Annotated in this window: 15 protein-coding genes; all 15 read right to left on the minus strand. The window is 73.2% G+C overall.

The window, feature by feature from the left end:
• Positions 1-22: 22 nt before the first annotated feature.
• The 15 genes from JOF41_RS22875 to JOF41_RS22940 all read right to left on the minus strand — a co-directional run bounded on the left by JOF41_RS22875 (position 23) and on the right by JOF41_RS22940 (position 13,712).
• A complete protein-coding gene (locus JOF41_RS22875; RefSeq protein ID WP_189222968.1) occupies positions 23-478 on the minus strand; it encodes a tetratricopeptide repeat protein in 456 nt (151 codons plus the stop codon).
• Between the two features lie 214 nt (positions 479-692).
• Positions 693-1,460: a 4-hydroxy-tetrahydrodipicolinate reductase gene (dapB, locus tag JOF41_RS22880; RefSeq protein WP_189222967.1), complete on the minus strand. Its 768-nt coding sequence runs from the start codon at positions 1,458-1,460 to the stop codon at positions 693-695.
• Positions 1,457-2,761, minus strand: coding sequence for a M16 family metallopeptidase (locus JOF41_RS22885; protein WP_189222966.1), 1,305 nt, complete (start codon positions 2,759-2,761; stop codon positions 1,457-1,459). Before JOF41_RS22885 ends, dapB begins: the two co-directional genes overlap by 4 nt.
• A gap of 146 nt (positions 2,762-2,907) precedes the next feature.
• Positions 2,908-5,151, minus strand: coding sequence for a polyribonucleotide nucleotidyltransferase (locus JOF41_RS22890; RefSeq protein ID WP_209621840.1), 2,244 nt, complete (start codon positions 5,149-5,151; stop codon positions 2,908-2,910).
• Between the two features lie 221 nt (positions 5,152-5,372).
• The gene (rpsO, locus tag JOF41_RS22895) at positions 5,373-5,642 is read right to left on the minus strand and encodes a 30S ribosomal protein S15 (protein WP_189222965.1); all 270 of its coding nucleotides are present in this window, start codon (positions 5,640-5,642) and stop codon (positions 5,373-5,375) included.
• 123 nt (positions 5,643-5,765) lie between these two features.
• Positions 5,766-6,227 carry a 2'-5' RNA ligase family protein gene (locus JOF41_RS37315; RefSeq protein ID WP_307867502.1) on the minus strand — a complete coding sequence of 154 codons (462 nt, stop codon included), beginning with the start codon at positions 6,225-6,227 and terminating at the stop codon, positions 5,766-5,768.
• Positions 6,224-6,703 carry a helix-turn-helix domain-containing protein gene (locus JOF41_RS37320; protein WP_189222963.1) on the minus strand — a complete coding sequence of 160 codons (480 nt, stop codon included), beginning with the start codon at positions 6,701-6,703 and terminating at the stop codon, positions 6,224-6,226. The genes JOF41_RS37315 and JOF41_RS37320 overlap by 4 nt, the downstream gene beginning before the upstream one ends.
• 91 nt (positions 6,704-6,794) lie before the next feature.
• Entirely contained in the window at positions 6,795-7,733 is a 939-nt protein-coding gene (locus tag JOF41_RS22905; protein WP_209621842.1) for a bifunctional riboflavin kinase/FAD synthetase, read from the minus strand.
• 47 nt (positions 7,734-7,780) lie between these two features.
• A complete protein-coding gene (locus tag JOF41_RS22910; protein ID WP_189222961.1) occupies positions 7,781-8,167 on the minus strand; it encodes a hypothetical protein in 387 nt (128 codons plus the stop codon).
• Between the two features lie 61 nt (positions 8,168-8,228).
• Positions 8,229-9,128, minus strand: coding sequence for a tRNA pseudouridine(55) synthase TruB (gene truB, locus JOF41_RS22915; RefSeq protein WP_209621844.1), 900 nt, complete (start codon positions 9,126-9,128; stop codon positions 8,229-8,231).
• A gap of 11 nt (positions 9,129-9,139) precedes the next feature.
• Positions 9,140-10,492 (minus strand): MFS transporter, encoded by a 1,353-nt coding sequence (locus tag JOF41_RS22920; RefSeq protein ID WP_189222959.1) that lies wholly within the window; start codon positions 10,490-10,492, stop codon positions 9,140-9,142.
• 68 nt (positions 10,493-10,560) lie between these two features.
• On the minus strand, positions 10,561-11,895 hold the full coding sequence (locus tag JOF41_RS22925) for an MATE family efflux transporter (protein ID WP_307867503.1): 1,335 nt from the start codon (positions 11,893-11,895) through the stop codon (positions 10,561-10,563).
• 34 nt (positions 11,896-11,929) lie between these two features.
• Positions 11,930-12,937: a DHH family phosphoesterase gene (locus JOF41_RS22930; RefSeq protein WP_307867504.1), complete on the minus strand. Its 1,008-nt coding sequence runs from the start codon at positions 12,935-12,937 to the stop codon at positions 11,930-11,932.
• A gap of 11 nt (positions 12,938-12,948) precedes the next feature.
• A complete protein-coding gene (gene rbfA, locus JOF41_RS22935; RefSeq protein WP_189222958.1) occupies positions 12,949-13,398 on the minus strand; it encodes a 30S ribosome-binding factor RbfA in 450 nt (149 codons plus the stop codon).
• Positions 13,399-13,415: 17 nt separating this feature from the next.
• Positions 13,416-13,712 carry a DUF503 domain-containing protein gene (locus JOF41_RS22940; protein WP_189222957.1) on the minus strand — a complete coding sequence of 99 codons (297 nt, stop codon included), beginning with the start codon at positions 13,710-13,712 and terminating at the stop codon, positions 13,416-13,418.
• Positions 13,713-13,745 lie beyond the last annotated feature (33 nt).

Consider the following 13,745-nt stretch of genomic DNA (forward strand, 5'->3'; position numbering starts at 1 on the left):
GACCGACCGCTTCCCCCCGGACCTACGGCTGATCCGCCGAGGACTGGAACAGCTCGATGGCCCTGCGCATCGTCTCGCGCGCCCGGCCGCGGTCCCCGGCGAGGTCGTAGGCCTGCGCCAGCAGGAACCACTTCCGCCAGTCGCCCCGGTCGGCCTCCACCTCGGCGCGGCGCTGGTCGAACCACGCGTCGGCGGCCTGCCGGTCCACCCGCCCGGACGGCCTGCGCGGCAGGTCGGAGAGGTCCGGCAGACCGCCCTCCGCGTCCAGCAGGCGGGCCATCCGCTCGGTGACGAACCCGAACCGCAGGTTCGTCCACACGATCCACGCGCCGATCAGCGGCAGCAGCAGGACCCCCACGCCAAGGCCGATCCCCACCGGGTCGCCGGTGCCCAGCAGCACGACCGCCCGGCCGCCGAGCAGCACGAAGTACACCACCAGGGCGGCGGTGATCAGCAGGGCGGTGGTGCGGGTCCTCATCTGTCATCCGATCTGCTGAACACGGGCCTGCGCGGCCACATCGTTCGAACACTTGTTCTACAGTCGATCACGGGCGACCGCCGGAGGGCCCCCGGCGGCGCGGGGCGAGTCCACCGACGCGACGACAGGAAGGAGACGCCTATCGACACCAGCGGCCGACGTCGCGGTCCCCGGTGAGGAGGGTGGCGCCCCCACCCCACCGAGGACCACCGCCTCAGAGGTCGAGGTACTTGTCCAGGCCGACGGACAGGCCGGGGTGGTCGAACACCGACCGCACGGCCAGCAGCACACCCGGCATGAACGACTTGCGGTCCAGCGAGTCGTGCCGCACGGTCAGCGTCTCGCCCTCCGTGCCGAACACGACTTCCTGGTGCGCGATCAGGCCGGCGATCCGCAGGGAGTGCACCCGCACGTCGCCCACCAGCGTGCCCCGCGCGCCGGGTGCCTCCTGGGTCGTCGCGTCCGGCATGGCCGCCAGTCCCGCCGCCTCGCGGGCCTGGGAGATCAACCGGGCGGTGTGCGCGGCGGTGCCCGAGGGCGCGTCCGCCTTGCGCGGGTGGTGCAGCTCGATGACCTCGACCGACTCGTAGTACCGAGCCGCCAGCTCGGCGAAGCGCATGGTCAGCACCGCGCCGAGGGCGAAGTTCGGGGCCACGAGGACGCCGAGGTCCGGCTTGGCCCGCAACCACTCGGACACGGTCGACAGCCTGTCCGCGTCGAAGCCGGAGGTGCCGACCACGGCGTGGATGCCGTGGTCGACGCAGAACCGGAGGTTGTCCATCACGACGCCGGGGTGGGTGAAGTCGACCACCACCTCGGCGGCCGCGTCGGACAGGGCGGACAGCCGGTCGTCCGCGTCGACCGTGGCGACGACCTCCATGTCCTGCGCGGCTTCGACGGCGCGGCACACCTCCGCGCCCATGCGGCCGCGGGCGCCGATCACGCCCACCCGGATCGGCTCGTCGGAAGAACGCTGGGTCAAGAGATCACCTCGTGCACCTGGGGCGGCAAGTCGTCGGCGTGAGCGTAAGGGCCGACCACCGCGGCGGCGACGGGACGTCGGAGCAACTCCGCGGCCAGGGCGGCCACGTCGTCCGCGGTGACCGCCTCGATGCGCTCAAGCGTCTGCTCGACCGACAGGTAGTCGCCGTAGTTGAGCTCGCCCTTGCCGATGCGTGACATCCGCGAGCTGGTGTCCTCCAGGCCCAGCACGAGGCCGCCGCGCAGCTGGCCCTTGCCCCTGGCCACTTCGGCGTCGGACAGCCCCTCCGCGGCCACCACCGACAGCACGTCGCGGATCACGCCCGCCACGTCGCCGAGCCGGTCGGGCTGGCAGCCCGCGTACACCGACCACGTGCCGGTGTCCGCATAGGACCCGACCGACGAGTACACCTGGTAGGCCAGGCCGCGGCGTTCGCGGACCTCCTGGAACAGGCGGGAGCTCATGCCGCCGCCCAGTGCCGCGTTGAGCACGTTGAGCGCGAACCTGCGCTCGTCGTGGCGGTCCAGGGCCTTCACGCCGAGCATCAGGTGCGCCTGCTCGGTGTCGTCGCTGTGCAGCACGAGCTTGCGCGACGAGGCGATCCGCGCGCGACCCGCGCGCGGGGCCACCGGCGTGCCCGTGCGGGCGAGCCGGTCGCCGATCTGCTTGCGCGCCAACCGCATCACGTGGTTGTGGTCGATGTTGCCCGCGACCGCGAGCACCATCCGCGGCAGCGTGTAGCGACGCCGGTAGAACCCGTACAGCGCGTCGCGGCTCATGTCCCCGATGGACTTCTCGGTGCCCAGCACCGGTCGGCCCAGCGGGTGGTCTCCCATGAGCGCGTCGAGGAAGGCGTCGTGCAGCAGGTCCTCGGGGTCATCATCGCGCATGGCGATCTCTTCGAGCACGACGCCGCGCTCGGTCTCGAAGTCGCGGGGCTCGCACAGCGCTTCGAACACCACGTCGCACACCAGGTCCACGGCCAGCGGCAGGTCCTCGTCCAGGACGTGCGCGTAGTAGCAGGTGTGCTCCTTGGCGGTGAACGCGTTCAGCTCGCCGCCGACCGCGTCGATCTCCTCGGCGATGACCGCCGCTGAGCGCCGCGCGGTGCCCTTGAACAGCAGGTGCTCCAGGTAGTGCGCGGCACCGGCCACGTCGGCGCGCTCGTCGCGCGAACCGACCTGCACCCACAGGCCCACCGAGGCCGACCGCACGCCGGGGATCCGCTCGGTGATCACCCGCAGGCCGGAGGGCAGCACGCTGCGGCGCACCGTCACGCCCGCGGCGCTCTGCTCCAGCACCCGCGTGCTGCCGGGCCGCTGGAGGTGGCCCGGTCCGCCCCGAGTCCTGTCCCGGGTCCTGCCAGGGGTGCTGTCCTGGGCCCCGTTCTGACGCGGACGGCCGCGGGTGCCCGAAGCACCCGCGGCCGTCTCGTTGACGCTGCTGGTCACTGCGCCGGGGACTCGGCCGGGGTCTCGGCCGGGGCCTGCGCGGGGGCGTCCGCCGCCGGGGCGGCCGCCTCGTCCTCGTTGACCAGGACCAGGCTGATCTTGCCGCGCTGGTCGATGTCGGCGATCTCGACGCGCAGCTTGTCGCCGACCTTGACCACGTCCTCCACCTTGCCGATGCGCTTGCCGTTGCCCAGCTTGGAGATGTGGATCAGGCCGTCCTTGCCCGGCAGCAGGGACACGAACGCGCCGAAGGCGGCGGTCTTGACCACGGTGCCCAGGAAGCGCTCGCCGACCTTGGGCAGCTGCGGGTTGGCGATGGCGTTGATCAGGCCGATCGCCGCCTCGGCCGAGGGGCCGTCCGCCGCGCCGACGTAGATGGTGCCGTCGTCCTCGATGGAGATGTCGGCGCCGGTCTGCTCGGTGATCGAGTTGATCATCTTGCCCTTGGGCCCGATGACCTCGCCGATCTTGTCGGTGGGGATCTTCACCGAGGTGACGCGCGGCGCGTAGGGGCTCATCTCGTCCGGGACGTCGATGGCCTCGGCCATGACCTCCAGGATGGTCAGCCGCGCGTCGCGGGCCTGGCTCAGCGCCGCGCCCAGCACCTCGGAGGGGATGCCGTCGAGCTTGGTGTCCAGCTGCAGCGCGGTCACGAACTCCTTGGTGCCCGCCACCTTGAAGTCCATGTCGCCGAACGCGTCCTCGGCGCCGAGGATGTCGGTCAGCGCCACGTACTCGGTCTTGCCGTCGACCTCGTCGGAGACCAGGCCCATGGCGATGCCCGACACCGGCGCCTTGAGCGGCACGCCCGCGTTGAGCAGCGACATCGTGGACGCGCAGACCGAGCCCATCGAGGTGGAGCCGTTGGAGCCCAGCGCCTCGGAGACCTGGCGGATCGCGTAGGGGAACTCATCGCGCTTGGGCAGCACCGGGATCAGCGCCCGCTCGGCCAGCGCGCCGTGGCCGATCTCGCGCCGCTTGGGCGAGCCGACCCGGCCCGTCTCACCGGTGGAGAACGGCGGGAAGTTGTAGTGGTGCAGGTAGCGCTTGTGCGTCTCCGGCGACAGGGAGTCGATCTGCTGCTCCATGCGCAGCATGTTCAGCGTGGTGACGCCCAGGATCTGGGTCTCGCCGCGCTCGAACAGCGCCGAGCCGTGGGTGCGCGGGATGACCGCGACCTCGGCGGACAGCGAGCGGATGTCGGTCAGGCCGCGGCCGTCGATGCGCACCTTGTCGCGCAGGATGCGCTGGCGGACCAGCTTCTTGGTCAGCGAGCGGAAGGCCGCGCCGACCTCCTTCTCCCGGCCCTCGAACTGCTCGGCCAGCTTCTCCAGCACCGAGAGCTTGACCTCGTCGATGCGGTTCTCGCGCTCCTGCTTGCCCGCGATGGTCAGCGCCTGGGCCAGCTCGCCCGCGGCGGCCTGCTCGACGGCCTCGTAGGCGTCGGGCTGGTAGGCCGGGTAGGTCGGGAACTCGCCGGTCTCCTTGGCGGCGACCTCGGCCAGCTTGGCCTGGGCCTCGCACAGCACCCGGATGAACGGCTTGGCCGCCTCCAGGCCTGCCGCGACGACCTCTTCGGTGGGGGCCTGGGCGCCCTCGCTCACCAGGTCGATCACGTGCTCGGTGGCCTCGGCCTCGACCATCATGATCGCCACGTCGTCGCCGACCACGCGGCCCGCCACGACCATGTCGAACACGGCCTTCTCCAGCTGCTCGTGGGTCGGGAACGCGACCCACTGGCCCTCGATCAGCGCCACCCGGACGCCGCCGATGGGACCGGAGAACGGCAGGCCCGCCAGCTGCGTGGACGCCGAGGCGGCGTTGATGGCCACCACGTCGTACAGGTCGGCCGGGTTCAGGCTCATCACCGTGATGACGACCTGGATCTCGTTGCGCAGGCCGTCCACGAAGGACGGGCGCAGCGGCCGGTCGATCAGGCGGCAGGTCAGGATCGCGTCGGTGGAGGGGCGGCCCTCGCGGCGGAAGAACGAGCCGGGGATGCGGCCCGCGGCGTACATGCGCTCCTCGACGTCCACCGTCAGGGGGAAGAAGTCGAAGTGCTCCTTGGGCTGCTTGGACGCCGTGGTGGCGGACAGCAGCATGGTCTCGTCGTCGAGGTAGGCGACGACGCTGCCTGCCGCCTGGCGGGCCAGGCGGCCGGTCTCGAAGCGGATGGTGCGGGTGCCGAACCGACCGTTGTCGATCAGGGCTGAAGTCTCGTGGACCTCGATATCGGTCATGCGGTGCTCCTCGTCTGCGGGCCGCAGCGCGCTCGGGCGCGGGATCGCGGTTCGGACGAGGCCGGTCTTCGATCGAAGTCCCCTGGTTGGCTGTGCCAGGGGGCCACTACCGAGGACCGGCGAACTGTCGTCCCGTGCGCCGCGCGTGCGTCCCTCGTCTTTTGTGCTTTCGGCTGCGCCGAGGGGGAGTGACCGGCCAGGTCACTCCCCCTCGGCACGGCTCACCTGCGCAGGCCGAGCCGCTGGATCAGCGACCGGTAGCGCTGGATGTCCACCTTCTGCAGGTAGTTGAGCAGCCGCCTGCGGCGGCCGACCAGCAGCAGCAGGCCGCGACGCGAGTGGTGGTCGTGCTTGTGCTGCTTGAGGTGCTCGGTCAGGTCGGCGATGCGCTTGCTCAGCAGCGCGACCTGGGCCTCGGCGGAACCGGTGTCCGTGTCGTGGACGCCGTACTCGGCGAGGATGGACTTCTTCTGCTCGGTGGTCAGTGCCACTGCGGTGCTACTCCTTGTGCCTGTCGGTTCCGTGCGGCCCCTCGAAACTGCCGGGGTAGACGGTGCTGGCCGCCACGGACCGCAGCCAGACCCAAATGTCGAGGCTACCAGCCCTCGTCGCGTTCAGCCGTTCGACGTGCTCAGGAATACCCGGTCCAGCACGGTGTAACCACGGCCGAGATCACTGCGCACCAGCGCCACCTCAGCGGCGGTCCACTCGCGACCGGTGAACTCCAGGCGGGGCCAGCGCTTGGCGTGCCGGGAGCGGGCCACCGTCAGGTGTGGACGCCAGTCCGGGCCCGCGCCCGCGGCGGTCCCGAGCGGCTCCAGCGCCCCGGTCACGCCGACCCACAGCACGCCGGGGAAGTGACCGGTGTCGCGCAGCCTCAGCACCGGACCGGCCAGTCCCTCGAACGGGGTCAGCTGGTCGGCGGGCTCGGTCTCCCCGAAGAAGCGCAGCGTGATGTGCCAGCGGGCCGGGTCGACCCAGCGCAGCTCCGGGTACCGGGCGTGCAGCGGCGCCAGCGCGGCGGCCAGCTCCTCGACCGCCTCGGGCGGCGGGAACAGCGCCGTGAACAGCCTCACCGGCCCTTGCCCGCCCGGCGCAGCAGGTCGGCCAGCGCCGGGAAGTCCTCGCCCAGCACGTCGGCGGCCTGGGACAGCTCCGCGCGGTCGGCGACGCGGCGCAGCACGGGGAACACCACGGCCTCGTCGTCGGCGCCGTTGACCGGCAGGGAGTCCCGGCTCACCGTCGGCTTGGAGTCGCGCACCTCGTCCAGCGCGCGTTGCAGCGCCTCGGGGGCGCCGGTGGCCACGTCGGGGGTGAGCACCTTGCGCTCCAGCATGATCATCCGCGCCAGCACCGACGGGTTGCCGATCTTGGCGCGACGCCCGCTCATCACCTGGCTGAGCATGGGCGCGCTGATCCCCAGCACCTCGGCGAGCTGGGCCTGGGACACGTTGAAAGCGACCACCAACCGGCGCACCCGGTCCCCCAGGGGCTCCCCGTACCACTCCCGCTGCAAAGCGAGGTTGCGCTGGACGATCTTGTGGTCCTCCACCTTCGCCTCTCCCCTGGGCCTGCCGACGTGCCCGCATCCTGCCAGGTCGTCGGCTGTCACACGGGCGGTTCCACCCACCTGGTTCAACCGGTCACATACCGGGTTCGGCCAGCACGTCCCTGGTCTCCGCCACGTCGCGGTGCATCTGGTCGATGAGCGCGTCGAGGCTGTCGAACTTCTCCATGTCGCGCAGCCGCGCCACGAAGTCCAGGGCCACCCGCTGGCCGTAGAAGTCCTCGTCCACGTCGAGCACGAACGCCTCCACCCGGCGTTCGCGCCCGGAGAAGGTCGGGTTCGTGCCGACCGACACCGCCGCGCGCAGCCTGCGCCCGCTGCCGTGCACGAACCAGCAGGCGTACACGCCGTCGGCGGGCACCGCGGCGAACCGGGTGGTGGACAGGTTCGCGGTGGGGAAGCCCAGCTCCCTGCCCCGGCCGTCGCCGCGCACCACGATGCCCTCCAGCCGGTGCGGGCGGCCCAGCGCCACGGCCGCCGCGGCCACGTCGCCCGCGTCGATGCAGGCGCGGATGTAGGTCGAGGAGTAGGTCACGCCGTCGTCGGTCACCAGGTCCGCCCCTTCGGTCACGAAACCGAACCGCTTGCCGAGCGCGTGCAGCAACTCCACGGTGCCCGCCGCCTTGTGGCCGAACGTGAAGTTCTGGCCCACCACCACCGCCGCCGCGTGCAGCCGCTCGACGATCACCTCGTGCACGAACTCGTCGGCGGGCATCCGGGACAGCTCCACGGTGAAGGGCAGCACGCAGAACACGTCCACCCCCAGCGCCTCCACCAGCTCCGCCCGCCTGCGCAGGCCGGTCAGCTGGGCCGGGTGGCTACCGGGCCGCACCACCTCGGACGGGTGCGGGTCGAAGGTCATCACCACCGAGGGCACGCCGCGGTCCTTGGCCAGCTCCACCGCGCGGCCGATGAGCGCCTGGTGCCCGCGGTGCACCCCGTCGAACACGCCGATGGTCACCACGCAGCGGCCCCAGCCGCCGGGAAGGTGTTCAAGACCTCGCCACCGTTGCACGGGTGAAGCCTACGTGGCCGCCATGATCGGCTCGCGCGGGAACCGGCTCACGCGCCGGGGTCGTGGCGCAGGTCCCTACCGGCCTGGTGCACGGTGCCGCCGTCGCGGGCCACCGCGTTCTGGTTGACGGTGAGCGGGCGGTTCTCGTGGTAGGCGCCGATGGTGCCCGCCTGCACCACCGTGCCGTACACGGGGCTGGACACGCTGTTGTGGACGGCGCCGCGGGGCGCCGGGGGCTCCTGCTCCCGCTCCGGTTCCCGCCCCGGCCGCTCGGCGGGCTGGGCCAGCAGGGCCACCAGCACGCCGACGGCGGTGAGCAGCGCGACCACCGCCCAGGCCCACCAGCTGGTCTTCAGCTCCGTCGCCAGGTTGACCACCACTCCGGTCGCCGACGCCAGCACGCCCGTCGCGGTCGGCCACACCCATCTCGCCATGCCACCACGGTAGGCCGCGCGCGCCGGGTGGACGTACCCCCTGACGGGTTCACCGACGGGACTAGCCCGCCGGGGTGAGCACCACCAGCGGCTTGGCCACCGGGCCCTCGTCCTTGGCCAGCGCCACGACGTGGCCGTCGGGGCCGAACACGCCGTAGGTGCCGTCCAGGCCGCCCGCGGCCAGGCGGCGGCCGTGGGACAGCGCGGCCACCTCGCGCGGCGCGATCTGCCGCCGGGGGAACGCCGCTGCCACGGCCGCGTCCAGGTCCAGCGACAGGCCGGGCTCGGCCTCCAGCTGGGGCAGGGTCCGGGCCACCCGCAGGTCGAACGGGCCGACCCTGGTGCGGCGCAGCGCGGCCAGGTGGCCCCCCACGCCCAGGTCCGCGCCGAGGTCGCGGGCCAGCGCCCGGACGTAGGTGCCGGAGGAGCACTCGACCATCACGTCCAGCTCGGTGGCGCCCTCCTCGCGGCGGATCGCCAGCACGTCGAACCGGTGCACGGTCACCGCGCGGGCGGGCAGCTCGACCGCCTCACCGGCGCGGACCCTGGCGTAGGCGCGCTTGCCGTCCACCTTGACCGCGCTGACCGCGCTGGGCACCTGCTGGATCGGGCCGGTGAGCCTGGCCACGCCCGCCCGGATCGTCTCCTCGGGCACCGCGGAGGCGTCCGCGGTGGTCAGCACCTCGCCCTCGGCGTCGTCGGTGGTGGTCGACGAGCCGAGTCGGATGGTCGACAGGTAGGCCTTGCTGTCCAGCGCCAGGTGGCCCAGCAGCTTGGTGGCCCGCTCCACGCCGAGCACCAGCACACCGGTGGCCATCGGGTCCAGCGTGCCCGCGTGGCCGACCTTGCGGGTGCCGAGGATGCGGCGCACCTTGGCCACGACGTCGTGGGAGGTCATGCCGTCGGGCTTGTCCACGACGACGAGACCGGGCGGAACTGCGGGGCGAGGAGAAGCGGGCACGACCGAGCATCTTAGGCGTCGGCCAGCACGTCCCAACGGCGGCGGCGGATCTGCACCGGCACCTGCTCGCCGCGCTCCTCCGCGGCGAACACCGCGGCCCGCGCCCGGCGCCACCACACGGTGGTCCGCCACACGCCGAGCAGCAGCGCCGCGGCCACGGCCAGGAACGCGACGCGGTAGGCCGACGCGGCGGGCATGGGCTCGACCAGGTCCAGCAGCACGCCCACGACCAGCGCGCAGACGGTGATCGCGGCGAACCCGCCGACGTTGGCCACGCCCGTGGCGGTGCTCACCCGGTGCAGCGGGTTGTAGTCGCGGACCAGGGCGAACGCCACGCCGGACGCCGGGTTGCCCAGCGCCAGCACGGCGAAGACGGCGACCAGCAGCGGCACCGGCAGCACCCCGCCCGGCCAGCCCAGCAGCAGCGCCCAGCACACCACCGCGACGACCAGGTAGGCCACCACGATCGGCATCCGCCACTCCGGCTTGCGGGCGATCACCGCGCCCATCACCGGACCGGTGACGATCGCGACGACCACCAGCAGGCTGAGCACCGCCGACGCCTCGGGACGGGCCATGCCCTGCGCCTCGACCAGGTACGGGAAGCCCCACAGCAGGCCGAGCAGGGCGGGCGTGGACATCGAGGTGTAGTGCACCCAGAAGCCCAGCCGGGTGCCCGGCACCCGCCACGCGGCGGCGACCCGCCTGGCGATCGTGCGCAGCGGCACCGACTCCGGCTCCGGCTGCGGCACGCCTTCGGGGACTTCGCGCACCCGCAGCGCCACCAGCGCCGAGTACACGGCCGTGGCCGCGCCCGCGACCAGGAACGTCGCCGCCCAGCCCGCGTTGTCCAGCAGCAGCGTCAGCGGCACGGTGGCGACCAGGTTGCCCGCGCCGCCCAGCGCCGCGGACAGCGACATGACCAGGGTGAACCGGCGCGGCGGGAAGTGCGCGGCGGCCAGCCGCAGCACGCTGACCCAGGTCATCGCGTCGCCGACGCCCAGCACCGCGCGCGCGGCCAGGCCCAGCGGGTAGGAGTGGGCCAGGGCGAACAGGACCTGCCCCAGGCCCATGAGCAGCGCGGCGGCGGTGAGCACGCGGCGCGGCCCGAACCGGTCGACCAGCAGGCCGGTCGGGATCTGCATGAAGGCGTACAGGCCGATCTGGAGCACGGTGAAGGTGCTCAGCGCGGCCGGGCCGACGCCGAACCGCTCCGACGCCTCCAGGCCGGCCACGCCCAGCGAGGCGCGGTGGAACACGGCGGCGATGTAGACGGTGACGGCGGTGGCCCAGATCAGCCACGCTCGCTTGGTGGTGCGATCGACCGGCAACGCAGGGGTCCCCTCGGCTCGGTGCGGTGGCATTCCGTACATCGGAAACACTTGCCCTGTGTTAACGATTCCGGGCGTAATCCTCACCACAGCCGCCGTCGTCACCGCACGGCCACGCCCACCACCGCCCAACCGCCCGAGCGGGTCCGCACCAGCAGGCTCACCAGGCGCAGCACCATGAACGCCGACAGCCCGGTCCAGATCCCCGCCAGCCCCCAGCCGAACGCCAGCGACGCCCAGATCAGCGGCAGGAACCCGACCGCCGCCGACACCAGGGTCGCGGTGCGCAGGAACGCCGCGTCACCGGCCCCCAGCAGCACGCCGTCCAGGGCGAACACCACCCCGGCCACCGGCTGCAGCGCCACGAAGAACCACCACGCGCGCGGCACCTCGGCCAGCACGCCCGGATCGCTGGTGAACACCCCCGGCAGCACCCCGGACAGCGCGGCGAACAGCACGCCCAGCGCCGCGCCGAACGCCAGCCCGTACCCGGTCACCTGCCACGCGAAGCGCCTGGCCTCGGCCCGCCGCCCCGCGCCGAGGAACGCGCCCACGATCGACTGCGCCGCGATCGCCAGCGAGTCCAGCACCAGCGCCAGGAACGTCCACAGCTGCAGGACCACCTGGTGCGCGCCGACGGCCGACACCGACGTCCGAGCCGCCACCGAGGCCGCCGAGAGGAAGCACGCCTGGAACGCCAGGCTGCGCAGCACCAGGTCGCGCCCCATGCCCAGTTGGGCGCGCATCAGGTGCGGGACGGGGCGCAGCTGGACGCGCTCGACGATCAGCGCGCGGAAGAAGAGGCAGGCGGACAGCACCTGGGCGACCACGTTGGCCACCGCGGAACCCTCCAGGCCCCACCCCGCCACGTGCACCAGCAGCGGGCACAGCACCGCCGACAGGCCGTTGCCCAGCAGCACGTACCGCAGCGGGCGCACGGTGTCCTGCACGCCGCGCATCCACCCGTTGCCCGCCATCGTGACCAGCACGAACGGCGCGCCGAACAGGGCGATGCGCAGCCAGCTCACCGCGGCGGCGGCCACCGGGCCCTCGCCCGCCAGCAGCCGCGCGGCCGGTCCGGCCAGCAGCTGGCCCAGCACCACGACCAGCGCGCCCACCGCCAGCGCCAGCCAGGTCGCCTGCACGCCCTCCTCGACCGCCTCGGCCCGGCGGCCCGCGCCGAACAGCCGGGCGGTGCGCGCGGTGGTGCCGTAGGACAGGAAGGTCAGCTGGGTGGCGACCTGGGTGAACAGCACACCGCCCAGCGCCAGGCCCGCCAGCGGCAGCGCGCCGAGGTGGCCCACCACCGCCGTGTCGACCAGCACGTACAGCGGCTCGGCCGCCAGCACGCCCAGCGCGGGCACCGCCAACCCGACCACCCTGCGCGCGGGCACCCGCTCCGCCACCGCCCGACCCCCGTCCACGTGGAATGCCACCAGCCAAGCACAGGGGTCCGACAGTTCGGTGAACTCAGCCGGCCACCCCGGCCAACGCCGCCTTGATGTCGGCCACGACCGCCTCCGCCGGGCCGCCCGCGGTGAACCCGGCCGCCAGCCGGTGCCCGCCGCCGCCCAGCAGCTGGGCCACCCGGCCCACGTCCACCGCGCGCACCGCGCGCAGCGACACCGACCACGTGCCCGGCCGCAGCTCCTTGAGCACGGCGGCGACCTCGGCCTCGGCGGTGGTGCGCACCAGGTCGACCACGCTCTCGACCTCCTCGGGGCGCAACCCGGCGGAGTCCTCGCGGGTCACCACGGCGTGCACCAGGCCGCGTCCGCCCGCCGCCGCGCGGTCCAGCTCCGCCCGCGCCAGCACCTTGGCCACCATGGCCAGGTAGCCGAACGGGTGGGCGTCCATCAGCGGCCGGACCACCGCATCCGGGTCCACGCCCGCCTCGATCAGCCGCGCGGCCACGCGGTGCGCCGCCGCGCCCGCGTGCCGGAACGAGCGGGTGTCGGTGACCAGCCCCGCGTACAGGCAGCGGGCCACCGGCTCGTCCAGCTCCACGCCCATCGCGTCGAGCACCCGCAGCACCACCAGCGTGGTCGCCTCGGCGCGGGCGTCGACCACGTTGACCGTGCCGAAACCGGGGTTGGACACGTGGTGGTCCAGCACCACGACCTGCCCGGCGGTGGCCACCCGGTCGCCCAGCGGGCCGAGCCGGTCCACGCTTGCGGTGTCCAGCGCCACCAGCAGCGGCGGCGCGGCGGGCACCTCGGCGGCCGGGACGAGCAGTCCCGCCGCGTCCAGGCCGCGCAGCGTCTCGGGCACCTCCTCCGGCGCGCCGAAGGACACCCGCACCCGCGCCCCGCGCCGGTGCAGCACCAGGCCCAGGGCCAGGGCGCTGCCCAGCGCGTCGGCGTCGGGGTTGACGTGGGCCAGCAGGGTGACGTCGGCGGCGTCCGCCAGCACGCGGGCGGCGGCGTCGACGGCCGCGCTCAGGTCGGCGGGCGGGTCGGCGGTCAGGTCGTGGGACACGCCCCGGAACGCTAGTCCGATTCCTCGGTCTCGCGCGGCGGCTTGTACGGGTCGGCCTCACCCGCGGGTTCGGCCCCCGAAGCGATCCTGGCCACCTCGGCGTCCGCCTCGCGCGCCTTGGCCAGCAGCTCGTCCATCCGCCGCGCCTCGTCGGGCACGGTGTCGGTGACGAAGGACAGGGTCGGCGTGAACCGCACCCCGGTCTGCTGGCCGACCATGGTGCGCAGCACGCCCTTGGCCTTCTCCAGCGCGGCGGCGGCCCCGGCGAAGTCCGGCTCGGCGTCGAGCTTCTCGCCGAGCACGGTGTAGTAGACGGTGGCGTCGTGCAGGTCGCCGGTCACCTTGGTGTCGGTGATCGTGACCCTGGCCAGCCTCGGGTCCTTGACCTCGTGCTCCAGCGCGGAGGCGACGATCTGCGAGATCCGCTTGGCCAGCCTGCGAGCCCGTGCCTGGTCGGCCACGGCGCTCCCTCCTCTTCCTACTCGTCCTCCGGCCCGACCAGCCTGTGGTGGGCGGAGAGCAGTTCCAGTTCGGGTCGTCCGGCTACCAGCCGCTCGCAGGCGACGAGGACTTCCCTGACATGCTCGGCGTCCGCGGCCACCGCCGCCACTCCGATCAGGGCGCGGCGGTGCAGGTCCAGGTGCCCGGCCTCGGCCACGGCCACCTCGAACTTGCGGCGCAGCTCGGCCACGACCGGTCGGACCACCGACCGCTTCTGCTTGAGCGAGTGGACGTCGCCGAGCAGGACGTCCAGCTCCAGTGCTCCCACGAACAAGTGATCACCGCAGGTGTGCGCTCATGGGCACGG

The sequence above is a fragment of the Saccharothrix coeruleofusca genome, assembly GCF_017876325.1.
Taxonomy (GTDB): Bacteria; Actinomycetota; Actinomycetes; order Mycobacteriales; family Pseudonocardiaceae; genus Actinosynnema; species Actinosynnema coeruleofuscum.

Coding starts and splice junctions, on each gene's coding strand:
- JOF41_RS22875 (WP_189222968.1), bottom strand. CDS start 478: ATGAGGACCCGCACCACCGCCCTGCTGATCACCGCCGCCCTGGTGGTG.
- JOF41_RS22890 (WP_209621840.1), bottom strand. CDS start 5,151: ATGACCGATATCGAGGTCCACGAGACTTCAGCCCTGATCGACAACGGT.
- JOF41_RS22910 (WP_189222961.1), bottom strand. CDS start 8,167: ATGGCGAGATGGGTGTGGCCGACCGCGACGGGCGTGCTGGCGTCGGCG.
- JOF41_RS22920 (WP_189222959.1), bottom strand. CDS start 10,492: ATGCCACCGCACCGAGCCGAGGGGACCCCTGCGTTGCCGGTCGATCGC.